The organism is Desulfarculus baarsii DSM 2075 (genome assembly GCF_000143965.1).
Classification (GTDB): Bacteria; Desulfobacterota; Desulfarculia; order Desulfarculales; family Desulfarculaceae; genus Desulfarculus; species Desulfarculus baarsii.
Genome location: NC_014365.1, coordinates 1,764,666 through 1,789,387 on the forward strand (window position 1 = coordinate 1,764,666; position 24,722 = coordinate 1,789,387).

Annotated in this window: 25 protein-coding genes, 1 tRNA gene and 1 other RNA gene; 11 read left to right on the forward strand and 16 right to left on the reverse strand. The window is 63.2% G+C overall.

The annotated features are described in order from the left end of the window. Positions 1 to 80: 80 nt before the first annotated feature. From DEBA_RS07965 to DEBA_RS08000, 8 genes are all read left to right on the forward strand, one after another. The gene (locus DEBA_RS07965; RefSeq protein WP_013258413.1) at positions 81 to 398 is read left to right on the forward strand and encodes a hypothetical protein; all 318 of its coding nucleotides are present in this window, start codon (positions 81 to 83) and stop codon (positions 396 to 398) included. Then, positions 398 to 709: a VpaChn25_0724 family phage protein gene (locus DEBA_RS07970; protein WP_013258414.1), complete on the forward strand. Its 312-nt coding sequence runs from the start codon at positions 398 to 400 to the stop codon at positions 707 to 709. Before DEBA_RS07965 ends, DEBA_RS07970 begins: the two co-directional genes overlap by 1 nt. Further along, a complete protein-coding gene (locus tag DEBA_RS07975) occupies positions 700 to 1,299 on the forward strand; it encodes a hypothetical protein (RefSeq protein ID WP_013258415.1) in 600 nt (199 codons plus the stop codon). The genes DEBA_RS07970 and DEBA_RS07975 overlap by 10 nt, the downstream gene beginning before the upstream one ends. Then, a complete protein-coding gene (locus DEBA_RS07980) occupies positions 1,300 to 2,631 on the forward strand; it encodes a phage terminase large subunit family protein (RefSeq protein ID WP_013258416.1) in 1,332 nt (443 codons plus the stop codon). A gap of 1 nt (position 2,632) precedes the next feature. Further along, on the forward strand, positions 2,633 to 4,150 hold the full coding sequence (locus tag DEBA_RS07985) for a DUF935 domain-containing protein (protein WP_013258417.1): 1,518 nt from the start codon (positions 2,633 to 2,635) through the stop codon (positions 4,148 to 4,150). Further along, positions 4,140 to 5,453 (forward strand): phage minor head protein, encoded by a 1,314-nt coding sequence (locus DEBA_RS07990; RefSeq protein ID WP_013258418.1) that lies wholly within the window; start codon positions 4,140 to 4,142, stop codon positions 5,451 to 5,453. The genes DEBA_RS07985 and DEBA_RS07990 overlap by 11 nt, the downstream gene beginning before the upstream one ends. Before the next feature lie 483 nt (positions 5,454 to 5,936). Then, the gene (locus tag DEBA_RS07995; protein WP_013258419.1) at positions 5,937 to 8,966 is read left to right on the forward strand and encodes a BPTD_3080 family restriction endonuclease; all 3,030 of its coding nucleotides are present in this window, start codon (positions 5,937 to 5,939) and stop codon (positions 8,964 to 8,966) included. A 10-nt stretch (positions 8,967 to 8,976) separates the two neighbouring features. Then, entirely contained in the window at positions 8,977 to 11,793 is a 2,817-nt protein-coding gene (locus DEBA_RS08000) for a site-specific DNA-methyltransferase (protein WP_013258420.1), read from the forward strand. 14 nt (positions 11,794 to 11,807) lie between these two features. On the opposite strand, the gene DEBA_RS08005 is transcribed toward DEBA_RS08000, so the two are convergent. The 13 genes from DEBA_RS08005 to DEBA_RS17705 form a co-directional block, all read right to left on the reverse strand. After that, the gene (locus DEBA_RS08005) at positions 11,808 to 12,188 is read right to left on the reverse strand and encodes a hypothetical protein (protein WP_013258421.1); all 381 of its coding nucleotides are present in this window, start codon (positions 12,186 to 12,188) and stop codon (positions 11,808 to 11,810) included. Next, the gene (locus DEBA_RS08010) at positions 12,178 to 12,534 is read right to left on the reverse strand and encodes a helix-turn-helix domain-containing protein (protein ID WP_013258422.1); all 357 of its coding nucleotides are present in this window, start codon (positions 12,532 to 12,534) and stop codon (positions 12,178 to 12,180) included. The genes DEBA_RS08005 and DEBA_RS08010 overlap by 11 nt, the downstream gene beginning before the upstream one ends. Next, positions 12,528 to 12,962 (reverse strand): regulatory protein GemA, encoded by a 435-nt coding sequence (locus tag DEBA_RS08015; protein WP_013258423.1) that lies wholly within the window; start codon positions 12,960 to 12,962, stop codon positions 12,528 to 12,530. The genes DEBA_RS08010 and DEBA_RS08015 overlap by 7 nt, the downstream gene beginning before the upstream one ends. A 7-nt stretch (positions 12,963 to 12,969) precedes the next feature. After that, a complete protein-coding gene (locus tag DEBA_RS08020) occupies positions 12,970 to 13,200 on the reverse strand; it encodes a hypothetical protein (protein ID WP_013258424.1) in 231 nt (76 codons plus the stop codon). A 15-nt stretch (positions 13,201 to 13,215) separates the two neighbouring features. Beyond that, positions 13,216 to 13,285: hammerhead ribozyme type II (locus tag DEBA_RS17700), an RNA gene on the reverse strand. Beyond that, a complete protein-coding gene (locus DEBA_RS08025; protein ID WP_013258425.1) occupies positions 13,286 to 13,567 on the reverse strand; it encodes an HU family DNA-binding protein in 282 nt (93 codons plus the stop codon). 4 nt (positions 13,568 to 13,571) lie between these two features. Next, positions 13,572 to 14,081, reverse strand: a complete 510-nt coding sequence (locus tag DEBA_RS08030; RefSeq protein ID WP_013258426.1) for a host-nuclease inhibitor Gam family protein — start codon at positions 14,079 to 14,081, stop codon at positions 13,572 to 13,574. Beyond that, positions 14,081 to 14,260 (reverse strand): hypothetical protein, encoded by a 180-nt coding sequence (locus DEBA_RS18105; protein WP_013258427.1) that lies wholly within the window; start codon positions 14,258 to 14,260, stop codon positions 14,081 to 14,083. Before DEBA_RS18105 ends, DEBA_RS08030 begins: the two co-directional genes overlap by 1 nt. Beyond that, entirely contained in the window at positions 14,238 to 14,885 is a 648-nt protein-coding gene (locus DEBA_RS08035; protein ID WP_013258428.1) for a hypothetical protein, read from the reverse strand. Before DEBA_RS08035 ends, DEBA_RS18105 begins: the two co-directional genes overlap by 23 nt. Next, complete coding sequence (locus DEBA_RS08040) at positions 14,885 to 15,577, reverse strand: AAA family ATPase (RefSeq protein WP_013258429.1); 693 nt, start codon at positions 15,575 to 15,577, stop codon at positions 14,885 to 14,887. The genes DEBA_RS08035 and DEBA_RS08040 overlap by 1 nt, the downstream gene beginning before the upstream one ends. Positions 15,578 to 15,592: 15 nt before the next feature. After that, positions 15,593 to 17,575 (reverse strand): DDE-type integrase/transposase/recombinase, encoded by a 1,983-nt coding sequence (locus DEBA_RS08045; protein ID WP_222832051.1) that lies wholly within the window; start codon positions 17,573 to 17,575, stop codon positions 15,593 to 15,595. 140 nt (positions 17,576 to 17,715) lie between these two features. Continuing rightward, on the reverse strand, positions 17,716 to 18,135 hold the full coding sequence (locus tag DEBA_RS08050) for a hypothetical protein (RefSeq protein WP_013258431.1): 420 nt from the start codon (positions 18,133 to 18,135) through the stop codon (positions 17,716 to 17,718). Further along, positions 18,135 to 18,512 carry a helix-turn-helix domain-containing protein gene (locus DEBA_RS17705; protein ID WP_187288612.1) on the reverse strand — a complete coding sequence of 126 codons (378 nt, stop codon included), beginning with the start codon at positions 18,510 to 18,512 and terminating at the stop codon, positions 18,135 to 18,137. The genes DEBA_RS08050 and DEBA_RS17705 overlap by 1 nt, the downstream gene beginning before the upstream one ends. A gap of 84 nt (positions 18,513 to 18,596) precedes the next feature. Here DEBA_RS17705 and DEBA_RS17710 point away from each other — a divergent pair, with 84 nt between their 5' ends. Continuing rightward, positions 18,597 to 19,319 (forward strand): XRE family transcriptional regulator, encoded by a 723-nt coding sequence (locus DEBA_RS17710; RefSeq protein ID WP_187288614.1) that lies wholly within the window; start codon positions 18,597 to 18,599, stop codon positions 19,317 to 19,319. Between the two features lie 733 nt (positions 19,320 to 20,052). Here DEBA_RS17710 and DEBA_RS08065 read toward each other — a convergent pair. Both DEBA_RS08065 and DEBA_RS16995 read right to left on the reverse strand, forming a co-directional pair. Further along, a tRNA-Lys gene (locus tag DEBA_RS08065) sits at positions 20,053 to 20,128 on the reverse strand. Positions 20,129 to 20,236: 108 nt separating this feature from the next. After that, positions 20,237 to 21,352, reverse strand: coding sequence for a SpoIIE family protein phosphatase (locus DEBA_RS16995; protein WP_013258433.1), 1,116 nt, complete (start codon positions 21,350 to 21,352; stop codon positions 20,237 to 20,239). Positions 21,353 to 21,488: 136 nt separating this feature from the next. Here DEBA_RS16995 and DEBA_RS18355 point away from each other — a divergent pair, with 136 nt between their 5' ends. Next, a complete protein-coding gene (locus DEBA_RS18355; protein WP_013258434.1) occupies positions 21,489 to 21,650 on the forward strand; it encodes a hypothetical protein in 162 nt (53 codons plus the stop codon). 29 nt (positions 21,651 to 21,679) lie between these two features. After that, complete coding sequence (locus tag DEBA_RS08075) at positions 21,680 to 22,654, forward strand: BtrH N-terminal domain-containing protein (protein ID WP_013258435.1); 975 nt, start codon at positions 21,680 to 21,682, stop codon at positions 22,652 to 22,654. Here the strand turns inward: DEBA_RS08075 and DEBA_RS08080 are convergent. After that, positions 22,651 to 24,645, reverse strand: a complete 1,995-nt coding sequence (locus tag DEBA_RS08080; RefSeq protein ID WP_043814052.1) for an ABC-F family ATP-binding cassette domain-containing protein — start codon at positions 24,643 to 24,645, stop codon at positions 22,651 to 22,653. The genes DEBA_RS08075 and DEBA_RS08080 overlap by 4 nt on opposite strands. Between the last annotated feature and the right edge of the window lie 77 nt (positions 24,646 to 24,722).

Here is a 24,722-nt window from a genome sequence, read left to right on the forward strand (position 1 = left end):
GCCGCAGGTATCCTGCGGCCGCGACCGTGCGCGGGGCGATGCGCCGGTCGCCGCTGGCCAGATCGCTTTTGGGAGGAAACGTGGAGAAACAAGTCCTGGAACTGGCCGTGGAGGCCTTGAAATACGCCGCACAGGTCGTGCAATACCTGGCGGCCCCGGCCGTGGGCTGGGCCCTGTGGTACGTGCGCGGCATCCGCAGGGATCAGGCCGATTTCGGCCAACGCCTGGTCCGGCTGGAATTCGATCACGCCGGCCTGAAAAAATGCGTCGACGACCGGCCCAGCGGCGTGGCCATCAAGGAGCTGGCCGGCGACATCAAGGCCGTGCGCGAGATCGTCGAGCGCGTTGAACGCATGGTCAACCGCCACGAAGACCACCTGCTGGGCGGGGGCCGCTGATGCCCGGCTACGACCAACTCATCGCCGAACACCTGCGCCTGACCATCCTGCGCTGTCTGGACGATCAGCCCGACTACGCCCTCAACGAGTCCCTGCTGCTGGACCTGGTCGAGCGCTTCGGCTTCGCCCCCAGCCAAGACCGCCTGGCCACGCAACTGGCCTGGCTGGCCGAACAAGGCCTGATCGGCCTGGGCGGGCCGGCCCAGTGCCGGGTGGCCACCCTGACCCGCCGGGGCCAGGACGTGGCCAAGGGCCGGGCCCATGCCCCCGGCGTCAAGCGGCCCCGGCCCGGCGAGACGGCATGGGCGTGATCGAACTCGACGGCCGCGAATATCCGCCCGAGGCCGTGTGGCGGGCCCAGGAGCTCTACTGCGTGGCCCGGCTGACCTACGCCCAGGTGGCCGAGGAACTGGGCGTGGCCGTCAGCACCCTCAAGCGCTGGGGCGCGCAATACGGCTGGCCGGCCAAGCGCGCCGAACTGGCCCGGGCCATGGCCGATATCCGCGCCGACACCGTCCTGGCCCGCTCGGCCATGCTCAAGGAACTCATCGAGGAGCGTAACCCGGCGGTGGGCTTTGCCGTGGCCAAGCTGGAGGAACTGGCCCTCAAACAGGCCCAGGCCCAGCGCGAGGGCAAGGCCGCCCCGGAGGCCACGGCCGCCCCACGCCGGGCCATCAACAACGCCGCCGAGGCCGCCGCCGCCCTCAAGGAGGCCATCGAGCTGAAGCTGGCCCGCCTGCTCTCAAGCCCAGAAGAAGTCGACCTGAAGGCCGTCAAGGCCATCAAGGACGCCATGGAGTTGATCGGCCAAATGGAGCCCAAGACCAAGGGCGAGGCCCAAGGCAAGGGCCTCTCGCCGGAAAGCATCCAGCGCATCCAGCGCGAAATCCTGGGGCTGTAGATGGGCTACTTTCTGCCCTATCAGCAAAAGTGGCTGGCCGACGACTCGCGCCTGAAGATCGCCGAAAAATCGCGGCGCATCGGCTTCACCTACGTGCAGGCCTACGAGGACGTGCGCGACGCCTGCCGGGCCGACGGGGCCCTGGACGTGTGGTTTTCCAGCGCCGACGAATCGGCGGCCAAGGAATACATCCGCTACTGCGGCCAGTGGGCCCGGCTGCTGAACGTGGCCGCCCAGGACTTGGGCGAGGTGGCCTTGGACGGCGACGGCGACGTCAAGGCCCTGGTGATCGAGTTCGCCAGCGGCAAGCGCATCCACGGCCTGAGCTCCAACCCCGCCGCTTTTCGCAGCAAGGGCGGCAAGCTGGTGCTGGATGAATTCGCCTTTCACCAAGACCCCGAGGCCCTGTGGAAGGCCGCCGCGCCGATCATCACCTGGGGCTATCCGGCCCGGGTGATCAGCACCTACAACGGCAAGGGCAACCGCTACGCCCGCATGGTGGCCGACGCCAGGCGCGGCAACAAATGGGCCTTGCACACCGTGACCATCGAGGACGCCGTGGCCCAGGGCCTGGTGGACCGCGTCATGGGCCGGCCGGCCACGCCCGAGGAGGTGGCCGCCTTTCTGGCCGATTGCCGCGACATCGCCGGCGACGAAGAAACCTATCAGCAGGAATACATGTGCCAGCCGGTGGACGAGGCCACGGCCTGGCTGACCTGGGAACTGATCGCCAAGGCCCAGCACCCCGACGCCGGCCGGCCAGAACTCTACGCCGGCGGCCCGGCCTTCGTGGGCATGGACATCGGCCGCCGCCGCGACTTAAGCGTGATCTGGGTCGTGGAGCAGGTGGGCGACGTGTTTTGGACCCGCGAGGTGATCAGCCTGAAAAACGCCAGCTTCGCCCGGCAAGACGCCGCCCTGGACGGCGTGCTGGCGCGCTACAAGGTGGCCCGCGCCTGCCTGGACCAGACCGGCATCGGCGAAAAACCCGTGGAGGACGCCAAAACCCGCCACGGCGGCCACCTGGTCGAGGGCGTGATCTTCACCGCCCAGGCCAAACAGGCCCTGGCCACCACCGGCAAGCAGCTTTTCGAGGACGGCCGCCTGCGCATCCCCGAGGCCCGCGCCATCCGCGACAGCCACCACGCCGTGCGCAAGATCGCCACCGCCGCCGGCAATCCGCGCTTTGACGCGGACCGCAGCGAGGCCGGCCACGCCGACGAATTCTGGGCCCACATGCTGGCCCTGCACGCCGCCGCCGACCCGGCCGAGCCCTGGCAGACCGCCACCGTGGCCCGCGACTATCTCCAACGCCTGACCAAGGGGTATTGACATGCCCGGCATTTGGGCCCCAAACGGGGATTGGATCGAGTTCGCCCAAGTCGATCACCGCTCGTTGACCGCCGAGATGGCCACCGCCGCCGCCGTGGGCGAGGACTTGGGCTCCATGCTGGCCTATCTGCCCGACCCCGACCCGGTCCTGCGCAAGCGCGGCGACGACGCCAAAATCCTGGAAGACCTCACCGCCGATGACCAGGTGATGACTGCCATCCAGAACCGCAAGCTGCGTGTCTTGTGCCGCCGCGACTATGATTTTCGGCCCGGCGTGCTGCCCGGCAAGGAGGCCACGCCCCAGGCCACGGCGCTCTGCGAGGCCCTGACCAAAGACCTGGAGACCATCGGCCTGCGCGACGTCTTCGCCGAGATTCTCGATGCGCCGTTTTATGGCCACACCATCTGCGAACTGATCTGGGCCGCCGACGGCGGGCGCATGCGCCTGAAAAACATCATCCCCAAGCCCCGCCAGTGGTTCGCCTGGGACAAAGACCGCCGCCCGTGCCTGAGGTCCAAGACCGGCCTGGACTTAAAACCCCTGCCCTGGGGCAAGTTCATCGTGGTGCGGCACTTTCCCACCTACCAAAACCCCTACGGCCTGCGCCTGCTCAGCCGCTGCCTGTGGCCCGTGGCCTTCAAGCGCGGCGGCGTGAAGTTCTACACCCGCTTTTTGGACAAGTACGGCCAGCCCTGGGTCTTGGGCCGGGCCCCGCGCGGCGCGAACCTGGACGCCAAACGCGCCATGGCCGGCGACCTGGCCGCCATGGTCCAGGACGCCGTGGCCGTGATCCCGGCCGACGCGGCGGTGGATTTGGTCGAAAGCAAGGGCCGGGCCGGCGATCAGTTCGAGGCCTACCTCAAGCGCTGGGACAAGGCCATCTTCAAGGTGATCATGGGCCAGACCCTCACCAGCGAGATGGACGGCCAGGGCTCCCGCGCCGCCTCCGAGACCCACTACGGCGTGGCCGAGGACATGGCCGAGGCCGACCAATACATTATAGAAAGCGCCATGAACGAACTGGCGCTCTTGTACCGCGAGATCAACGCGCCCGCCGCCGAGGCCCCGGTCTTTGGCTTCAACGAGCCCGAGGACTACGGGGCCCAGGCCGATCTGGACGCCAAGCTCCACGGCGTGGGCGTGCGCTTCACCCGCGCCCACATCGAGCGGCGCTTTGGCCTGCAGCCCGACGAATTCATCCTGGACGGCGAAAAAGAGGCCGCGGCCGATGGCGACGAGGCCGCGTTCGCCGAGCCAGGGCCCGATCACCAGGACGCCCTGGACGCCCTGGTCGCGGCCATCCTGCCCGAATCCGTCAAACGAAACGCAAAATTCATCGAGCGCCTGGTCGCCCTGCTGAACAAGGCCCAATCCTTTGACGAGATTGCCCTTTTGCTGGCCGAGCACCTGGGCCAAGACGCCGACATGCGCCAGCAGGAAGACCTGCTGGCCGATCTGCTGACGGCCGCCGCCCTGATGGGCCGCGCCGCCGTGCGCGACGAGCCCGATGCCGCTTGAGGCCGCGCCGCTTGCGCCCGCCCAGGCCCTGGAGTTTTGGAAAGCCAAGGCCCAAGTCACCCCGGCCGAGTTTGCCGATCTGACCCAGCAGGCCAAGGCCCGGGCCTTTGCGGTCAGTGGCCTGTCGCGCCGCGACCAGATCGCCGCCGTGCACGCGGCCCTGCAAGAGGCCCTGGAAAACGGCGAGACCCTGGCCGCCTTCAAAAAACGCCTGGCCCCGCTTTTCGAGCAAAAAGGCTGGACCGGCAGGGCCGCCTGGCGCGTGGAAAACATCTACCGCACCAATCTGCAAAGCGCCTACCAGGCCGGCCGCCACGCCCAGATGAAGGCGACCGCCGACAGCCGGCCCTTTTGGCGCTACCTGGCCATCAAGGACCGCCGCACGCGGCCCACCCACCTGGCCCTGCACGGCCTGGTTTTCCGCCACGATCACGATTTTTGGGCCACCTGGTATCCGCCCAACGGCTTTCAATGCCGCTGCACCGTGCAAACGCTCAGCCAGCGGCAGATGGACCGGCGCGGCCTGGAAGCACAAACCAGCACCCCGCGCCTGGTCGAGCCCTTTGACCCCGCCAGCGGCAACAGGCTGCCCGCCCGGCCCCTGGTCCCCGAGCCCGGCTGGGCCGGCAACGTGTGCCACGACTGGCTGCACGGCCTGGCCCCGGCCCAAACCGCCGCGCCGATCATCACCCTGGCCACCCGGACGCTCTGCCGCGAGGGCCGGGGCCTCTTTGCCGATGCCCCCTGTAAGCCGCCCCTGGCCGGCATCGAGCGCCGGCACGTCCTCACGCTGGACGAGGCCGACATCATGCCCGCCGGCCTGGCCGATGAAGACTATGTGCGCGCGTTTTTAAGAGAATTTGGCCTGGATGACCTCGACGGCTCGGTGGTGCATGAATTGCCCGGCGGCCTGCCCGTGGTCATCAGCAAGGCGCTTTTCGTCGACAAACTCAGCCGCACGCTGAAGGTAGGCAAAGGCGGCCGCGCGCCCTACATGCGGATTTTGGCCCGCACCATACTCAGCCCTTACGAAATTTGGTGGCAAACAATCAGGGCCCTCGACGCCAAAGGCGCGCCAACGGGGCGCATCCGCGAAAAGATATCTCTGCTGCGGCTGTTCGCTGGAGCGGACGGAAAAATCGGCGGGTTCGCCGTCTTCGATCTGATTGATGGTCGTCAGTGGCGCGGAACAGCTATTTTCACCCCGGGCGCAAACAAAAAAAACCAGGCAACGCGGGATGAATACATCCTTCGTTACCTGGAAGATCAGCGCGCCGGCGTGTTGCTGTACAGAGAGCCCTGAGGTCGCCGGCCCTCAAGGTCCACGGCACCCTTGCTGCGAGCCTCGCCGGCGCGAGGGCTCAGGGTACGCCGTATACTTAAATGATTGTATGCCACAATCTGATTGTCAAGAGGCAAGATGAGAAAGGGCGGGGGGTGGCTGCCAGCGGCCCTAGAAAAACCCAGCCCGAGCGGATGGGCGCTCGGGTGGAGGCGCTGGCCTACGGACCCTCCCCATCGAGGACAGCCAAGCACCTTATAACCTATATTTCGTTGAAAGTAGGACAAAAGTCAAGGGGCCGTGCTTCGATGCATGGCCCATCAATCCTGACGTACTTGCCAAACCACCACAGTTTTAGCCATGTTTCGTTCTTACAACCTTGAGGCCCTCAGCATTTTCGGGGTACATTGCCCTGGGCAACTCAATTCGGTGCTTTTTGAAGTCTAATTGCTGTTAGATCAAAAGCCACCAGCTTCTGGGCAAGTGCGGGGGATCATCAACATTATGGCTAATGAGTTTTTTGTACGGCCTATCTTAAACTCTCCTTATGAATATCCCCTGAAACATTGGGAGCTTGACGAAGGTCAACCCACCGGGCATGTGATCGAGTCACGTCGAAGAGCAGAATACATCACACCGATTCCCAAACCCAAAAAAGTCAGGGGTCTGGCAACGCAAAAGATGTTGCCGTTGGACGAGGGCAAGGGTCTCTCGGACCAACAGCAACAATATGACCCGACCCCGATAATCAATGAGCTTCGTAGGCAAGTTGACCAGTGGCGGGAAATGCCTAATCCCAACGATTGGCTGGTAACTCCAGAGACTGCTCGCCTGCTCAGTTATTGGCGGCACCACCATTTCAGCGACATCCGCCCGTTTTTTTGCCAGGTCGAAGCGGTCGAAACGGCTATCTGGCTGACGGAGGTCGCCCCCAAGATGGGCAAAGCGGGTAAGAGGTTCCTTGATTACCTGGCCAACGCCAATAATGACGCCAACCCTGGTTTGATGCGCTTGGCCCTGAAGCTGGCCACGGGCGCTGGCAAAACCACGGTCATGGCCATGATTATCGCCTGGCAAACTGTTAATGCGGTGCGCACCCCTGGCAGCAAAAAGTTCACACGCGGTTTTTTGGTGGTCACGCCCGGTATAACCATCAAGGACCGCCTGCGCGTGCTGCAGCCCAACGACCCAGACAACTATTACCGCAACCGTGAGTTGATCCCCGGCGACATGCTCGTCGACCTTGAGCGGGCCAAAATCGTCATCACCAACTACCACGCTCTTATGCTGCGGGAGCGGATGGATATTTCCAAGGGCGGCCGCTCACTTCTCCAAGGGCGTGGACCAGCAATCAGCACGCTTGAAACCGAAGGTCAGATGATCCAGCGGGTCATGCCCGACCTGATGGGCATGAAAAATATCATGGTCATCAACGACGAAGCTCATCACTGCTATCGCGAAAGGCCAGGTTCAGCCGAAATCGAAGACCTTAAAGGCGAAGACAAAGATGAGGCCAAGAGCAACAATGAGGCCGCGCGGGTCTGGATTTCGGGGCTGGAAATGGTTGGCCGTAAGCTGGGCCTGAACAGAGTCTTCGACCTTTCGGCCACGCCATTTTTCCTGCGGGGCTCCGGCTATGCCGAAGGCACGCTGTTCCCCTGGACCATGAACGATTTTTCGCTGATGGATGCTATCGAGTGCGGCATCGTCAAATTGCCGCGCGTGCCCGTGGCCGACGACGTCCCCGGCGAAGACATGCCCAGGCTGCGCAACCTATGGGCCCACATCGGCAAGGACATGCCCAAGAAAAACCGCAGCAAATCCAAGAGCCTCGACCCTTTAAAGATCCCGCCGATGCTGCAAAACGCCCTCCAGGCCCTTTACGGCCATTACGAAAGGACATTCAATCTCTGGCAAGAAGCCGGCATCGCTTCGCCGCCGTGCTTCATTGTCGTTTGCAGCAATACGGCTTCATCCAAGTTGGTCTATGACTTCATCTCCGGATTCCAGCGTCAAAACAAAGATGGCTCGTTTACTATTCAAAACGGCCAGTTGAAATTGTTCCGCAACTTTGACGAAAGCGGTAACCCGCTGCCAAAACCGCGCACTTTGCTTATAGACAGTGAGCAACTGGAATCGGGCGAGGCCCTGAAGGATGATTTTCGTGAGACGTTCAAAGACGAAATAGAACGCTTTCGCCGCGAGATCATTGAACGAACCGGCAACCGTAACGGGGCCGACAATCTGAGCGACCAGGAACTGCTGCGGGAAGTAATGAATACCGTGGGCAAGGAGGGCACCCTCGGCGCATCGATACGTTGCGTGGTTTCGGTTTCGATGCTCACCGAAGGATGGGATGCCAGCAACGTGACCCACGTCCTCGGCGTGCGCGCCTTCGGCACCCAGCTTTTGTGCGAGCAGGTCATCGGCCGGGCCCTGCGCCGCCAGTCCTACGACGTAAACGAAGATGGCCGGTTCAACGTGGAATACGCCGACGTATTGGGGGTGCCGTTCGATTTCACGGCCAAGCCCGTGGTGGCCCCGCCGCAGAAACCACGCGAGACCGTGCAGGTGAAGGCCGTGCGGCCCGACCGCGATCATTTGGAGATAACCTTCCCTCGCGTGATGGGTTATCGAACTGAGTTGCCCGAAGAGCGGCTGACGGCGAAATTCAACAAAGACTCCATTCTTGAGCTGAACCAGGACCTGGTTGGCCCATCCATCACCGAAAACTCGGGCATTATCGGCGAAAGCGTGAACCTGACCCTGGAAGACCTTGAAAAGGTCCGCCCGTCGACCATCGCCTATGAGCTGGCCTCGCACCTGGTGCTCAACAAGTGGCGCGATTCGGACGAGGAGCCCAAGCTCTACCTTTTCGGCCAGCTCAAGCGCATCGCCAAACAGTGGATGGACGAGTGCCTGGTATGCGCAGACGGCACCTATCCGGGCATGCTTCGCTATCACGACTTGAAGGACACGGCCTGTGAGCGTATCACCAAGGGCATCATGGACCCGCTCTTGGTGGGAGACCGGCCCGTAAAGGCCATTCTGGACCCGTACAACCCCACAGGCTCCACCCGACATGTCAATTTCCGAACGTCCAAGACAGAGCGCTGGCAAACATCTCCGAACCATTGCCATATCAACTGGGTCGTCCTCGATAGCTCCTGGGAAGGCCAGTTTTGCCGCGTGGTCGAGGGGCACCCACAAGTGAAAGCTTACGTAAAGAACCACAACCTGGGCTTTGACGTGCCATATCGCTTTGGCGCTGAAAACCGCATCTACCGGCCGGACTTCATCGTCATCATCGATGACGGCAGGCCCGACCCGCTGAATCTGGTGGTGGAGATCAAAGGCTATCGCGGCGAAGACACCAAAGAAAAGAAATCCACCATGGAGACATATTGGGTGCCGGGCGTGAACAACCTGGGATCATACGGCCGCTGGGCCTTTGCGGAATTCACCGAAATTTTCAAGCTGGAGTCCGATTTCCGGAAACTGATCGATTCCTTCACCGCCCAGCAAGCGGCCTGAGGTTAGCAATATGGCCAAAAGAAAAGCTGCAACTCCCAAGTCCGTGGAAACGCTCAAGCACGAGGAAGCCACGCGCAAAAACATCCCCACCGTGGAATACCAGGCGGTGATGCACGACAAGGACAAGAGCCCCGTGCGGGTGGCCATGGAGCGCCGCAACCGCGATCTGGACCCGCAGTTGGTCTGGCGGGGCAAGGATGAGCAGGACTGGTCCGACCTTGTTGTGCAGGCCCCGCCGCTCTATATCCAGGAAAAGGTGCAGCCCAAGGCCCTGGTGGACGACCTGATGCGCCTGAGCAAGGCCTCGGAGCCGGCCGAGCCCCAGCTGGACCTTTTCGCCGATTTTAATGGCATTCCCGAAGGGGCCGACAAAACCGATTTTTACCAGCACGACGGCAAGTGGAGCAACCGGCTGATCCTGGGCGACAGCCTGCAGGTTATGGCCTCCTTGGCCGAGCGCGAGGGCCTGCGGGGCCAGGTGCAGTGCATCTACCTCGACCCGCCCTACGGCATCAAGTTCAATTCCAACTTCCAGTGGTCCACCACCAGCCGTACCGTCACAGACGGCAAGGCCGAGCACATCACCCGCGAGCCCGAGCAGGTGAAGGCTTTCCGCGACACCTGGCGCGACGGCATTCATTCATACCTCACCTACCTGCGCGACAGGCTCACCGCAGCCAGGGATTTGCTGGCCGAATCAGGCTCGATTTTTGTGCAGATTGGCGACCAAAACGTGCATCGCGTGCGGGCGCTGATGGATGAGGTTTTTGGGGACGAAAATTTTATTGGAGAAATCGCTTATCATACGACATCAGGATCCACTTCCGAATATATCTCTAATCCAAAGAACTACGTACACTGGTATGCAAAAAGTCGAAGGGAGATGACCTTTCGTCGTTGCTTTGTCCCTCGCATTTTTAACCACGAAGAGCCAGGACCATGGCAACTAGTTGAATATAACGGAAAACGTTTCGGGTTAAATGATTTTTTAAAAAAGGGAGGAATGCTAAATAGCCCTGGAGTTCGAATTGCGAGAATGGGGGACGCAACGTCACAGCGGCAAGGGCGAGAAGCCGGGGAAAATTCTGCAATGGGTTTTTCCTTTGAGTTGGAAGGGGAGAGCTATCGCCCTTCTGGAACGAGAGGTTGGAGCACCACTATTACTGGTTTACGACGTGCCGCACGTGCATCAAGGCTTATTGGTGTAGGAAAATCGATTGGCCTCGTCCGGTATTTTGACGAATCACCGTATTTCCCTCTTAATAGTTCTTGGGATGACACCGGAGGTACTATCGGTGCCGCAAAAGTTTATGTTGTCCAGACAAATATAAAGGTAATTCAGCGCTGCATCCTCATGGCCACCGATCCCGGTGACCTTGTTTTGGACCCCACCTGCGGCAGCGGCACCACGGCCTACGTGGCCGAGCAATGGGGCCGCCGCTGGATCACCATAGACACCTCGCGTGTGGCCCTGGCCCTGGCCCGGGCGCGGATCATGGGCGCGCGCTATCCTTATTACATCCTGGCCGACAGCCCCGAAGGCCAGCAAAAAGTGGCCGAGGTCACTCAGGGCGCGCCTTCCTCGGCACCAACCCACGGCAACATCCGCCACGGGTTTGTCTACGAGCGGGTGCCCCACATCACGCTGAAATCCATCGCCAACAACGCCGAGATCGACGTGATATGGGAGCGTTTCCAGGAACAACTGGAGCCCTTGCGCGCGGCGCTGAACCAGGCGGCCGGCAAGGCGTGGGAAGAATGGGAGATTCCCCGCGATGCCGAGGCCAAATGGCCCGCCGAGGCCAAGGATCTGCACGCGCGCTGGTGGGAGCTGCGCATCGCCCGGCAAAAAGAGATTGATGCATCCATCGCCGCCAAAGCTGACTTTGAGTATCTCTATGACAAGCCTTACGAAGACAAAAAAACAGTGCGCGTCTCCGGGCCGTTCACCGTGGAAAGCGTTTCGCCACACCGGGTTATGGGCGTTGATGAATTTGACGAATTAATAGACCCGCAGGATAGCATCAAAGACCAGAGCGCCGACGAAGCCGACTTCGTCAAGATGATCTTGGCCAACCTGAAGACCGCAGGCGTGCAGCAGTCTCATAAGGACGACAAGATCGACTTCCGCACCCTCGTGCCATGGCCTGGAGATTATATCTGCGCTGAAGGCCGATATTACGAGGGAGGCGACGAGGCCGGAACCGGAAAGCGCGCGGCGATTTTCATCGGCCCGGAATTCGGCACGGTATGCAGAGAGGACTTGGTAGCCGCCGCCCGCGAAGCAGGCGAGGCAGGCTTTGATGTGCTTATCGCCTGTGCCTTCAACTATGATGCGCCATCGGCCGATTTCAACAAGATGGGCCGTTTGCCCGTGCTCCAGGCCCGCATGAACGCCGAACTGCACATGGCCACCGACTTGAAAAACACCGGCAAGGGCAACTTGTTTGTGATCTTTGGCGAGCCGGACATCGACATCCTTGACGTGGATGACGATCAGGTTCAGGTGAGGATCAACGGCGTGGACGTGTTCAAGCCGAGCACCGGCGAAGTACAAAGCGACGACACCGATGGCATCGCCTGCTGGTTCATCGATACCGACTACAACGAAGAGAGCTTCTTTGTGCGTCACGCCTATTTCCTGGGCGCTGGCGACCCGTACAAGGCGCTGAAGACCACACTCAAGGCCGAGGTCAACGAGGAAGCTTGGGAGACATTGTATAGTGATGTTTCCCGACCTTTTGAGAAGCCCAAAACCGGCCGCATAGCAGTGAAGGTGATCAACCACCTTGGCGATGAGGTGATGAAGGTTTTCAGGGTGAGCTAATGGAATCATATTAATTAGCGTAATGTTCTGTCAAACAGCGGCAGGGCCCGCGCCCGCTCCCTGCGCATGGCCTTGGCGCGGGCGCGCACATAGCGTTCGGTGGCCCCGGTTTGCATGGCGATGACGCGGTGGCTTGCGGCCCCGGCGCGCAAAAGTTCGTCCACGCGGCGGCGCTTGAGCAGATTGTCGCCCCGGGGCAGGGTGATGGCCGCGCCGCCGTAGTAGGCGCAGACCTTGGCCCAGGCGGCCTGGTCGTCCAGCAGGCGGGCCATGGCGTTGGGCGTGGCCGGGTTCTGGGGGATGTAGTGGCTAACGCCGCCAAAGGCCCGGCACAGGCGCAGGGCCGCATCCGCGCCGATGACCGCGCTGAGTTCGTCGAGCACGTCACCTTTCACGGCGGCGCTCCAGAAAGGCCAGCACGGCCTGGGCCTGCTGCAGGTGCAGCGGCGCGCAGCGCTTGCAGATGCCGGCGCGGGTGACCGGGCAGCGGGCGCAGGCCGCCTCGCGGATGACTTCCTCCAGTTCGACCAGGCCAGGCAGATCGGCGGCCCCGTCGGCCGGCGCGGCCATCAGCGCGGCGCGGATGCGGCCCAGTTGGCGGCCGGCGTTGCCCTTGTAGCGCCCACGCAAAACGGCGTAGACCGTGGTGCGGTTGAGCTCGGGGTTGGCGGCGCAAAAGGCGTGGACCGTGCCGAAACGCTGGTTGATGGCCGCCAGGAGCTTTTCGGGTTCGGTCAGCACGGCGTGGGGTCGATGCCGCGTTTTTTGCAGCGGTTGTGCAAGTCCTTGGCCAGGATCTGCAGCTTGTCCTGGTCGTGCAGCCACAGGAACTTGTCCACGCCGAACTGCTTTTTGCAGCGCGTGTCCAGGCCCGAGGCCTTCCAGCCCAGGGCCCGCCAGAGGGCGGCGATGTAGCGCTTCTGCTGGCAGTGGGGCGTGCGGTCGGGGATGGCGTACCAGCGGGCCTTTTCCTTGGCCTTGGCGGCTGGTTTGAAGCTCACGCCCTGGCCGGCCAGATAGGCGCACATGTCGGCCAGATCGGCCGGCTTTAGCTTGGCGGCGCTGTCCACGCCGTAGCGGCCGCGCAACACATCGCGGTAGGCGTCCTCGTCCCAACCCATGGTTTTGCGGCCAATGTGAATCTTGGCCAGCATGGCGTTTCGGTCCATGACGCGCCTACGCCTGGCCGATGACGGGCGGCATGGAGTTTATTGCCTCCAGGTCGTCGGCCACTGCCCGCAGGGCGGCGATGACGTCATCGCCGTCATCCTTGCCGTTGGTGACGTGGTCGGCCGTCCCGTCGGAGGAAAAAATAATCAGGGAAAAGGTCACGTTCCCGCCGTAAAGCTCTTTAAGAGCGCGCTGAACCCCCGCGCCCAGAATGGTCATGGCCTGTTCTTTTTTCATGTCCGCTCCTTTCCTGTTTGGCTTGGCTCGTCAGGGGCGGGAAGCCATCTCCGCCCGACCGGCCCGCGTGGAGCCGGTTTCGCCGTCAGTGGTTGACGCGGCCTTTGAGCGCGTCGGCCGGCCGGAAGATCACGCCGCTGGCGGCCGGAATCTGGATGCTTTCGCCCGTGCGCGGGTTGCGGCCCTCGCGGGCCTTGCGGCCGCGCACCCGCCAGACGCCAAAGCCGTTGATGCGCACCTGCTCGCCGCGCCCCAGCGCCTCGGCCATGGCCTCGAAGGCCGCCTCCACCACCCGGCCGGTCACCGGCGCGCAGGGCCCATAGCCCAGCTTTCCAGCCACCGCCGCGATCAAATCCTTCTTGTTCATGGTCCTATCCTTTCCGCCCAAGGTCTTCGGCCTTGAGCTCGATAAAAAACTCGTCGGCGCTCTTGCGCTCCATGCCCACCAGCTCCAGACGCTCGTCGGGCCAGTCGCGCATGGCCTCCTTGTCCACCGACTCCCTGACCTTGACCGCCTCCACAAAGGCGAATTGCTTGAGCTTTTCCAGCACGTCCGAGAGTTTGACCTTGGCCAGGGTCACCAGCCTGGTGCTCTTGCGAAAGCCGATCGCGCCAAAGGGCGTCTCCAGGCTTTTGCGCTTGGCGAAAAGCTCGGCCCGGCTGAGCTGGCCAAAGGTCATCAGCGCCGTTTCCAACGCCTTTTGCCGGGCCAACAGCGGTTCGGCCAGCCCGGCGGCCTGGGCCTTGGCCTGGTCGATGTCGGCGTTCATCTGGTCGGTGATGGCCGTAACGGACCGGCGGATGACGCAGAGCTCCTCCAGCGCGCCCGTGGCCTGCTCCAGGCTGGCGACGACCACGGCCTTGGGCTTCATGCGGGCCATCAGCGGGCCTCCGGCTTGAGCACCGCGCCCTCCAGGCCCTCCACCCGCTCGCTTTCGGCGATGATGGCGTTGATCGAGCGGATGGCCCGCTCCACGTCCTCGGCGCTCATCACCCGGTCCACGATGGCCCGCAGCTCCACGGCGTGGCTTCTGATCTTATGGCTGATCATGGTCTCCATGGCTTTCATCCTCCTTTGCCGCCTCGGCGAAGCGGCCGGCTAATATGCCAAGTTCTTTCACGATTTTTGTTCTGACATGCGGCTGGTTCGGGTCGGCCTCCATCATCAGGCGCACCAGCCGGCAGGCCGCGCCGCGCTCGGCCTCAAAAGGATCCTTGGGCCGGATCGGCGGCAACGGGGCCACGCGCTGTTCCTGGGCCCGGCCGGTGGAGCGCCACAGGCGGGTGTTGCCCCGCCGGCCGGCCTGGGCGATGAAGCCCTCATCGGCCAGCCACACGGCGTAGCGCCGCACCATGGTGTAATCCACCCTGGTGATCTGGGCGATGTCTTGCCAGGTCCAGCCCGGCTTGGCCGCGCGGATGGCCCGCCACATGCGGCCAAAGCCCTCGCCCGCGCGCTTGGGCATGGCCTCGCGGTGGTAGGTGTAGCAACCGTCGCGGCCCTTGATGCGCCGCAGCTCGCCGCGCCGGATCAAGTCCTTGATGCGGCTGCGCAGACGGGCCTTGGCCGGCTCGTCCTCCAGGCCCAGGGCCTCGTAGAGCTGCTGGTGGCAGACGATCGTTTTGTCGTCCGGACACAGGGCCAGGAGCGCCCGGCGCAGCTTGTCCGATTCGGGCGTGGCCATCACTTGCCCCCCAGGCGGCGGGCCATGGCCTGGTCGATGATGTCGACCTCGGCGGCCCGGGCCATCTGTTCCAGGCTGAGCATGGCGTTATGCACGCGGCGGAAATTGCCGCGCGTCAGCCCGTGGACGAACTTGCTGGCCTCGGGCGTCAGGCGCAGATCGGCCGCCTCCATGGCGTAGAGGCTGATGTCCTGGCAGGTCACCGGCTCGAAGCGGATGCGAAACTCGGCCGGGATGCGGTCGTCGATGCGCCGGCGGGCCGAGAGCTTGGCCGCCAGACCCTCCTCGCCGATCAAGACCACCGGGCAGCCGGTCTCGTCGTGGATGTCGCGCAGATCCTCCAGCCGGCCCAGGGCCAGGCGGTCGGCCTCGTCGATGTAGATGGCCCGTGGCTCCGGGTCCAGGGCCTGGATGATGGCGACCTTGCTGCGATTGGAGCCGCGCGGCCGCAGGCCCGTGATCTCGAAGCACAGCGCCTGCAAAAAGGCGCTCTGGCTCCAGCCCTCCCAGGCCCGCAGATACACCCCGCCGCCCTCGGCAAAGGCGTTCATGGCGCAGATGGTCTTGCCGCGCCCGGCCTCGCCCCAGGCCATCAACATGCCCGGCCGGCCGCGTTCAAAGTCGCGGGCCTGGGCCACCGCCGCCCGAAAGCGGGTCACGTTGCTGGTCTCCACGAAAACGCCTTTTTTCACGCCACGCTCCTTTCTTTAGCCGCGCCGAGCCGCCAGGCTCGCCGTCTCGGCCTCGACCTGGGCCAGCCGCCGCAGTTGGGCAAAACGCCGGCCGGTGATCTTGTATTCGTCGCTGGCCTCGTAGGCGGCCATGAACTCTTGGTCCTCGGCCACGAGGTCGATGTGTTGGAAGACTTTCAGATCAAACAGATAGCCGTAGCGGTCCAGGGGCGTGGCGTGCTCGGGCCGGGCATAGGCCGGGGCCAGGCGGCGGCGGGCCTCGAATTGGCGCTGGGCCGCCTCGATCTGCCGGCGCTCCTCGGCGCTCAGCTCCACCGGCCCCGGCGCGGGCGCGGGCCGCTCCGGCGGCGCATCGCCGAGGGGGACCATCTCGCGGGCCAGGGCCACGTGGGGGAACACGCCCAAGGCCTCGTCGGAGACGCCGGCCTCGCGGGCCAGGCGCATGGTGTCCTTTTTCAGCTTGGCCTGGCGCTTGTTGGCCTGCTGGATCTTCTCCAGATCGATCTCGCCGCCCAGATGGCGGGCCACCGGATGCAGGGCCGCTACCGGTCGGGCCTGGCCCAGGGCCTGGCCGCGTCGGTTGAACAGCCAGATTTGGCTCATGTCGGCCCAGGCGTACATGGCCAAGACCGGCTCGTTCAGGCCATAGAGCGCGTCGGACTCGTACTCCACGTTGGCCAGGCGCACCCGGCAGCGGCTGGGCCGCACCTCCTTGCGCCACAGGAAATCCCAGGCCAGGGCGTCCATGTCCACGCCCGGCCCGCGTCCGGCCGCGAAAACCTCCAACGGCGTTCGGCCATCCAGGCCCTCGTGGGGTTGTTGGCCATACCAGCCAAAATAGGTCTGGATAATCTCGGTGGCCTGGGCGATGGTCGGCACGGCGTCGTTGTGGCGGGCGCGGTGAAACTTCTCGTTGCGGGCCAGGTAGGCCGGCTTGTCGGCCACGTTCGCCCCGCGATAGCTGGGCAACAGCCGCGCGCACTGGGCGTCGAACGTGCCGAAAAACCGCTCGACGATCTTTGTCCGCGCCTGGTAGGGCCGGCTGTATTGCACGGCGATGCCCAGGCGCTGGTACAATCCCCGCGTCTGCATGGGCAGTTCGTCGTCCACGGCGCTGCTGAAAAACTTGGCCCGAAAGGCCCGGCCATTATCGAGGTAAACCACCTTGGGCGTCTGGCCCAGATTCTTGATGGCCATGAACAGGGCCGCGCTGATGGCCGTGGTGTTTTCCTCGGGCATGATCTCCCAGCCCACCGGCATGCGCGAGGCCCAGTCCAGCCATAAAATCAGGCACATGCGGGCCGGCTTGCCGGTGAACGGGTGGATGCAGTCGAAATTCAGGCGATGACCGTCGGCCACCAGCACGTCGCCCACGGCCAGTTGGCCGGCGTCGCGGGTGATGTAGGGCCCCACCTTGTCGGCCAGGGCCTTTTCGCCCTCGCGCATCAGCACCACCAGGTCGTGGTTTTCGCGGCTGTAGCGCTGGATGAAACGGCGGGTGGTGCTCTCGGTGGGCAGCGGCAGGCCGCGCTCGGCAAGCACGGCGCACATGGCCCGGAAGGCCAGGGCCACCGAAGGCCGCTGGGGCTGCAAGTAGATTTTGGTCAGGATTTCCTGGGCTTCCGGGCTGATGCGCCCCTGCGCGCCCTGGGCCTGGGCCCAGCCGCGATGGTCGCACAGCGCCCGGTAGTCGCCGCCGGCCTCCTTGAGCGCCCGGTCCCAGCGATAAAGCTGGTGCTTGGTCACCCGGCCCAGAATCTTGAACACCGCCGGGTGGCTTTGGCCGCTGTTGTAGGCCGCCAGAAACGCCGCGTCGGCCGTGGTTTTAGCCTGGGCGCTCAGACGATGAACCCGCCAGGCCCCGTGCAGTTCCAGCTTGGCCAGGCCGATCTCGTGGGCCCTGGCCGGGATCGCCTGGCCCGCCGAGGGGCTGGGTCTGGTCGCCACCGCATTCTGGGCCTCGTGGGCCGTGATCGCCGCCCGAACGTCGGCGGGCAAATCAGCCGCGGCAAATAGCTTGCCGCCACCACGTCCCGGCCGCTTGCTGAACGGCCAAGATTCGTTATTGGCGCGTCGAGAGATGGTCATTACTGAAACGGTTAAAACGTTGGCTAATTGCTGGGCGGTGAACAAGACACTCACGGCATTTCCTCCAGTTCCAGGAGGGCGCGTTGCCGTGTCTTGCGCGCTTGTTTGGCCAAAAGCTGGGCCCGGCCCAGTTCCATGAGCCGCTGTTCCCTGGGCCCGGCGATCACAGCCCCCAAGGGCGCGGCCAGAACCGCCAGCGGCGCGGTGGTCTCCACCACCTGGCAAAAGGCCGGCAAAAGCCGTAGCGGGATCAAGTGGCCGGGGCTACTCAGGCTCACCCACTTGTCCAGGCTGGCCTTGGTGATGGCCACGTTGACGCCGGCCTCGGCCAGCAGTCGGTTCATGCGCTCGACGACCTGCTCCCGGCTGAGCCGGCTCTCGGCCAGGCCGTGGACCATGGCCGCTTTGAGCCTGGGCACGATGTCCACGCTGGGGCCGAACAGGTCCATTTGGCTGGCCGGGTTGGACATCAGGCGGCCCTCCCGCTGGGCTTGGCTGTCAACTCGGCGGGCTTTTGTTGACCTTGCGCCGCTTTTCGGCCACAATTTGCGGGGGTTGTGTCAGGCGAAACCGCGCTTTTTGTCCGATCTGAACTTGGATTAGACATTGCGCAAGCGGGTAAGGTCTTGATAGGCTTTTGCTCGGGAGAGCGGCCTGGGCGCAGAAATTCGGGGCCAACCCCGATCAGGCGGCTCACCTCGGCAATGATGCTCGGGCTCGGCGTCCGGGTGTCGCCGTTGATCGTGCGCGTGACCGTGGATGTGGACACACCGAGATTGGCCGCGATGGCCTTGGCCGTGATCCGCCGGCGTTTGAGTTCCGCCCAAATGTCGTCGGTGCTGAGCATACGTGTGTCCATCCATGCAAAACTATTGCACACCAAATATGCCTTTTGGCATAAACAATGTCAAGAGAAATTGCGTTTTGTCATATGCCAAGCAAGATGCTGCCTCTCCCGCCTGAAATTGGCGACCGCGTCAAGGCCGCCAGGGAGAGCTTTGGATATAATCAGAAAGATTTTGCAGAGTTACTTGCCATTGGCCAAAGCACGTTATCCCGAATTGAAAACGGTGAGCGCCCACCAAGCCCTGAACTTCTCTATAGATTGGCCCTCAAGTTTCCGTCCGTAGACCTGCGAGAGCTCCTTGTCGGCTATCCCTCTTGTCATATTTGCGACAATGAACCGCAGCTGGTTATCAATGTCCTAGAAAATGATCTGGCAACTGGGCAGGACATAGCCGCTGCTGACTATTTGGCTGTCCCATTGGTTGATGGCAAAATTGCGGCTGGCCTCGGTTCAGTAGTCTGGGAGGATGTGCAATCCGTGGTATTGGCCTGCAGAGCCGAGCTGGGAAATAAACGACATTTGGTAAGCGTAAAGGTTTGCGGTGACAGCATGAGCCCAACCGTGCCCGATGGCGCGACAGTCGTGATCGACAGAGACGACTGGAGGCCATCCGGTAACCGTAGACATATTTGGGCAATACGAGATCAATGGGGCGGGGCGGCCATTAAGCGTTTATTCAAGGTCGATGATGGCCTATTGGTGATCAGTGATAATTTCGACCAATACCCACCTCAACCAGCCTGGACAGCTGACCTCCGCAAGTTGGTGATTGGCCGTGTCGTTTGGATGTGTCGCAAGTTAGAGTGACGGTTGGGCATTGGCTGACATTCTCAAGGCTAGCCGTTGTTAGACTTTCACGCGATTCCATATCGCTTAACTGTTTGTTTTTATTTTAAATTATCTGTAATTGCTCTGTTAAACTTCGTGTTAAGGTTTGCATCTGGAACCATAACGCGTCCTCGTCGCAAAAATGCACCTAACCAATCATTATTAAATGACTTTTTCGGTCAGCTAAGCATAAATTTTTTTGCGTTTCGTTTGACAGATTCAGCCCGAACGGCCGATTTTTTGCGTTTCGATTTTTGCGCGGATCGGGCCGGCCCCAAAATCCCTAAGACCGTGATAGTCCTACGTTAGTCCTGCTTTGGTCCCATGTTTTCAAGGCAGTATGCGGCTTTGCGTTTCGTCTGGCAGGCTATAGCGTTACCTTTAGTTATTGCATGACTGCGGTCAACTGGTTAGAAATCAAAACCTTATCGCCCAAAAAGTCATGACAAAAATTTGCGTTTCGTTTGACAGATTCAGCCCGAACGGCCGATTTTTTGCGTTTCGATTTTTGCGCGGATCGGGCCGGCCCCAAAATCCCTAAGACCTTGATAGTCCTACGTTAGTCCTGCTTTGGCCCCATGTTTTCAAGGCAGTATGCGGCTTTGCGTTTCGTCTGGCAGGCTATAATCGCTGTCGTGGGCGTGGCGGGGGGTGATTTGACATTTTGCAAAGCGAAAGGGGCTAGACGTAACGCCTAGCCCCTTGGACATTCTGGTGGGCTGCGAAAGGATCGAACTTTCAACCTACGGATTAAGAGTCCGTTGCTCTGCCAGTTGAGCTAGCAGCCCGTGAAGTGATTGCGGATATATCAGCCAGCCGAGCTTTCGTCAACAGATTTTTGCGCGCGCCGCCGCCAGGGGCGGCAGAAAATCAAGCCCTAGAGCCAGATGGGTTTTTCAATCGCGGGGGGCCAGCGCCACGGTGAGCATGGTCAGATCGTCATCCAGATTGGGTGATTGCGCGTGGTTCAGCAGGGCCTGTTCGATGTCGGTCAATAGCTGGTCGGGTTGATCGGGGTCGGCCTGGGTCAGGATGCCCGCCAGGCGATCCTGACCGAACATGCGGCCGGCCAGGTCGGCGGTCTCCAGGGCCGCGTCCGAGTATACCAGCAGCAGTTCGCCGGGCTTGATGATCAGCGATTCCTGGATGAACTGTGTTTCGGCCAGCATGCCCAAGGCCAGGTCGGTGGGCCCCAGCAGGCTGACGCCGCCATCGACCGCGCGCAGCATGGCCGTGGTGTGCCCGGCCGAGGAATAGGTCATCAGGCCGCTGACTGGCTCGACGTGGGCGGCGAAGGCCGTGGCGAAGCTGTCGCCGACGGTGAGCTTTTCCAAGGTCTGGTTGATGCGGCTCATGAGTTTGGCCGGGTGTTGCAGGTGGCGGCTGTTTTCCTGCCAGAGGGTGCGCATGGTCATGGTGTAGAGGGCCGCGCCCAGGCCGTGGCCGGCGAAATCGGCCAGTATCAGGGCGTAGCCGTCGGGCGTGGCTTCGACCTGATAGAAATCGCCGCCGACCATTTCCTGGGGCTTGTAAAGGGCGTGAACGCTCACGCCTTTTCGGGGCAGTTCGGCGCTGAGGGCGTGACGCTGGATGCGCCGGGCCTGTTCCAGTTGGCGCATGCGCTCGCTTTCGTCCCTGAAGACCTCCACTCCGCCGATGACACGGCCATCCTTGCCAAAAAGCGGCGAAACGGAGATGGCCACGGGGATGCGCCGGCCTTCGCGGTGATTGGCGAAGACCAGGCTGGCCGCGCACGGCTCGCCGCTGGCCATGGCCCTGTGCAGGGGGCAGCGGCCGGGCATGCACAGGCTGTTGCCGTGGCGGTCGATGTGCACCAAGATGTCGTCACGGCAGCGGCGGCCGACCACCTCGGAGGCTTTCCAGCCGGTGATGCGCTCGGCCGGCTTGTTCCAAAAAACGATGCGGCAGTCCAGGTCGGTGACGTAGATGCCTTCGCCGGTGTGGTCGAGGATGGCTTCGGCCGAGGCCTGTTCGAGGATGTTGTCGTTCATGAATATGGCGCTCCGTGCGTGGCTGATGTGGAGATAATGCTCATGGCCGGCGGCCATGTCAACCGCCGGGCGTTGGCCGCCGGGATCGAAAGTGATAGATTTGACCCTACAACGGCGACATCGCACGGAGGATGACGTGATTCAAGTGACGATTACCTGCGGAGAATATCGCGGCGGCCGCAGGCTGTTGGCCCTCAAGCGCCGCCTCGACGAGGAGGGCGCGACGCTTTCGGAGAGCGAGCGCCGCGAGATCGAGCGCGAAATAGGCGAGCTAGAGCGCGAATTGGGCATGGATTGAGCCGCCGGGGCGGGGAAGGCGAGGACACGATGGTTCTATTGCCGGTGACTCACCAGCCGGGCCGGCACTGCGCCAGCAGCGGCGCGCGGGATCTGGCCTGCTTTCACGGGCTGGAGCTGAGCGAGGCCATGTGCTTTGGCCTGGGGGCGGGGCTGGGCCTGTGGCTGATGGAGGCCGCCTCGCCCAGCCGATTGATCCACCTGCGCTCCCACGACATGGAAGCCCAGTTTTTCCGGCGCATCGGCCAGGATTTTCGCTGGACGCGCTTTGTCGACGGCCCGGCCAGCCACCAGGGTCTCATCGCCGCGCTCGATGATGGTCGGCCGGCTCTTTTGCGCAGCGATATTTATCACTTGCCATATTATAACACCAAAACGCACTTTCCCGGCCACGTCATCGTGGCCTGGGGCTACGACCAGGCCGCCGAGGAGTTTCTGCTCAGCGACACCGAGAGGTCGGAGTTGCAGCGCACGCCCTTCGCGGCCGTGCAACTGGCCCGTTTCAGCACCGACGGTTATTTCAAGATGAACGGCGACATGTACGCCCCGGCGGCCTTGACCGACCCCGGCCCCCTGGCCCCGGCCGTGGCCCAGGCCATTGTTTTTTGCAGCCGGCGCTTGCTCGAAGGTCACGGCGGCCACGGCGGCTTGACGGACATGGCGCGCTGGTTGGCCCAGATGCCGGCCTGGGGCGAGCTGCCCGATTGGCGTTGGACGACCAGGTTCTGCTATCAGATGATCGAACGACGCGGCACCGGCGGCGGCGGTTTTCGGCTGATGTACGCCGATTTTCTGGACGAGGCGGCGGAGCTGCTGCCGGAGGTGGGCCGGTTGAAGCTGCCGGCGCTGATGCGCGCCCTGGCCGCGGACTGGACCGCGCTGGCCATGGCCCTCAAGGACGCCTCCGAGCGCGACGCGCCCGATTTCGGCCGCGCGACCGAGGCCCTGGCGGCGGTGGCGCGGGCCGAAGTCCAATACCATCGCCAGGCGGTTCTGCTGGCTTAAAGCTCTTTGTGCCGGGCTTCCAGTTCTTCCAGCTCCAGGGCCACCCGCTCCCAGCGCTGGCTGACCTTTTCCAGGCGCTGGACAGCCTCGTGGTGCCGCGTGGACAGCTCGCGCCAGCGATCGGCGTCGGCGTAGGCCTGGGGCGCGACCATCTCGGCGACAAGCTCGTCGACCGCGGCGGTGGCCTGGGCCAACTTGTGCTCGACGTTGGCCAACTCGTCGCGCAGGGGCTTGAGCTTGCGATAGAGCTCGTTGCGGGCCTGGGCCTCGCGGCGTTTTTGCTCGGCCGATTTTTTGGCGCCGGCGGCGTCGGCCTCGCCGGCTTGCTCGAGCGGCGCGGCGGGGCCGCCGGGGCCCATAGGCTCCGGCTCCAGGCCGCCCTGGGGCAGGCGCTTTTTCCACAGACGCTGAAAATCGTCGAAATTGCCGGGCAGCAGCGTCACCCGGCCTTCCTCGACGTGGGCGATCTTGTTGGCGACGATGTTGACCAGATGCCGATCGTGGCTGATCAACACCAGGGTGCCGTCGTATTCTTGCAGGGCCCGTTCGAGCACCATGCGGCTGGTGAGATCCAGGTGGTTGGTGGGCTCGTCGAGCAGCAGGAAGTTGGGCCGGGCGATCAAGAGCTTGGCCAGGGTCAGCCGGCTGCGCTCGCCGCCGCTTAGCACCTTGACTTTTTTGAACACGTCGTCGCCGCGGAACAGGAACGCGCCCAGAATCGCGCGCTGACGGCTCTGGGGCATCATGCCGGCCACGGTGGAAAGCTCGGTGAGGGCGTCACGTTCGGGGTCGAGGTCTTCCATGGCGTGCTGGTTGAACACGCCCATCTTGACCCGGCCGCCCACCAGCCGCCGGCCGCCGGTGGGCTCCACGGCCCCGGTCAGCAGGCGCAGCAGCGAGGACTTGCCCGCGCCGTTGCGGCCCAACAGCACGATGCGGTCGCCGCGCTCGACGATGAAGTTGAGCCCCTTGTAGACCTGCTTTGGGCCATAGGACAGATCGACGTCGAGCAACTCGACGACGACCTTGGCCGAGCGGTCGGCCGGCGGCAGCTCCAACGAGATCGATTCGTCCTCGTGGGGCGGCTTGAGGCGCTCCATCTTTTCCAGGGCCTTGATGCGCCCCTGGACCTGGGCGGCGCTGGATTTGCGCGAGCGGTTGCGCTCGATGAAGCGCTCCATCTCGCGGATGCGCTCTTGCTGGGCGTCGTAGGCCGCCTGCTGGGCCTTGCGTCGGCTGGCCCGCTGTTGTTCGTATTCGGAATAGCCGCCGCCGTAGACGAAGATGCGGCCCTCGTCCACCTCGACGATGCGGTTGACGACCTTATCGAGAAACACGCGGTCGTGGCTGACCAGCACCAGCGAGCAGGGCATCTGCGTGAGCTGGTTTTCCAACCACAGCAACGACTCCATGTCCAGGTGGTTGGTGGGCTCGTCGAGGAGGATCACGTCCGGGGCCGAGAGCAAGATGCGGGCCAGGGCCGCGCGCATCAGCCAACCGCCGGAAAGCTCGCTGACCTCGCGGTCGAGCTGCTCCTGGCGAAAGCCCAGCCCGGCCAACACCCGCTGGGCGCGGGATTCCAGGTCGTAGCCGCCCAGGTTTTCAAAGACGCTCTGCAACTGGCCCTGACGGGCCATCAGCTCGGCGGCGGCCTGGGGGTCTTTTTCGTTGGCCAGCTCGGCGTGGACCTGCTCCAACTCGGCCTCGACCTCGGCCAGGCTGTCGCCGGTGTCGGTGGCCAGTTCCAGGATGGTGCGGCCGCTGAGTTTGAGCAGGTCTTGGGGCAGATAGCCCATGCGCAGATTCTTGGCGCGGAACACCGAGCCCTGGTCGGGCTCGATCTGGCCCAGCATCAGGCCCAGCAGGGTGGATTTGCCCGCGCCGTTGGGGCCCACCAGGCCCAGGCGCATGTTGGGGCCCACGTGCAGGTCCACGCCGCGCAGGACATCTTGCTTGCCATAAAATTTGTGTACGTCGTGTAGGGTGATCATGGCGCCATTAGTTACCATCAGCGCGCGCCCGGCGCAAGCGGCGGAATCTTGATCGAGCGGCCGCGGGTTGTGCTAAT

Bases quoted from the DNA above. Each gene is read 5' to 3' on its own strand.
- DEBA_RS16995 (WP_013258433.1), bottom strand. From the start codon at position 21,352: ATGAACGACAACATCCTCGAACAGGCCTCGGCCGAAGCCATCCTCGAC.
- DEBA_RS07970 (WP_013258414.1), top strand. From the start codon at position 398: ATGCCCGGCTACGACCAACTCATCGCCGAACACCTGCGCCTGACCATC.
- DEBA_RS08075 (WP_013258435.1), top strand. From the start codon at position 21,680: ATGGTTCTATTGCCGGTGACTCACCAGCCGGGCCGGCACTGCGCCAGC.
- DEBA_RS07975 (WP_013258415.1), top strand. From the start codon at position 700: ATGGGCGTGATCGAACTCGACGGCCGCGAATATCCGCCCGAGGCCGTG.
- DEBA_RS17705 (WP_187288612.1), bottom strand. From the start codon at position 18,512: ATGCTCAGCACCGACGACATTTGGGCGGAACTCAAACGCCGGCGGATC.
- DEBA_RS18105 (WP_013258427.1), bottom strand. From the start codon at position 14,260: ATGGAGACCATGATCAGCCATAAGATCAGAAGCCACGCCGTGGAGCTG.
- DEBA_RS08050 (WP_013258431.1), bottom strand. From the start codon at position 18,135: ATGTCCAACCCGGCCAGCCAAATGGACCTGTTCGGCCCCAGCGTGGAC.
- DEBA_RS08015 (WP_013258423.1), bottom strand. From the start codon at position 12,962: ATGGACCGAAACGCCATGCTGGCCAAGATTCACATTGGCCGCAAAACC.
- DEBA_RS07990 (WP_013258418.1), top strand. From the start codon at position 4,140: ATGCCGCTTGAGGCCGCGCCGCTTGCGCCCGCCCAGGCCCTGGAGTTT.
- DEBA_RS07995 (WP_013258419.1), top strand. From the start codon at position 5,937: ATGGCTAATGAGTTTTTTGTACGGCCTATCTTAAACTCTCCTTATGAA.
- DEBA_RS08030 (WP_013258426.1), bottom strand. From the start codon at position 14,081: ATGGCCCGCATGAAGCCCAAGGCCGTGGTCGTCGCCAGCCTGGAGCAG.
- DEBA_RS08020 (WP_013258424.1), bottom strand. From the start codon at position 13,200: ATGAAAAAAGAACAGGCCATGACCATTCTGGGCGCGGGGGTTCAGCGC.
- DEBA_RS08000 (WP_013258420.1), top strand. From the start codon at position 8,977: ATGGCCAAAAGAAAAGCTGCAACTCCCAAGTCCGTGGAAACGCTCAAG.
- DEBA_RS08080 (WP_043814052.1), bottom strand. From the start codon at position 24,645: ATGATCACCCTACACGACGTACACAAATTTTATGGCAAGCAAGATGTC.
- DEBA_RS08025 (WP_013258425.1), bottom strand. From the start codon at position 13,567: ATGAACAAGAAGGATTTGATCGCGGCGGTGGCTGGAAAGCTGGGCTAT.
- DEBA_RS17710 (WP_187288614.1), top strand. From the start codon at position 18,597: ATGCCAAGCAAGATGCTGCCTCTCCCGCCTGAAATTGGCGACCGCGTC.
- DEBA_RS07985 (WP_013258417.1), top strand. From the start codon at position 2,633: ATGCCCGGCATTTGGGCCCCAAACGGGGATTGGATCGAGTTCGCCCAA.
- DEBA_RS08035 (WP_013258428.1), bottom strand. From the start codon at position 14,885: ATGGCCACGCCCGAATCGGACAAGCTGCGCCGGGCGCTCCTGGCCCTG.
- DEBA_RS07980 (WP_013258416.1), top strand. From the start codon at position 1,300: ATGGGCTACTTTCTGCCCTATCAGCAAAAGTGGCTGGCCGACGACTCG.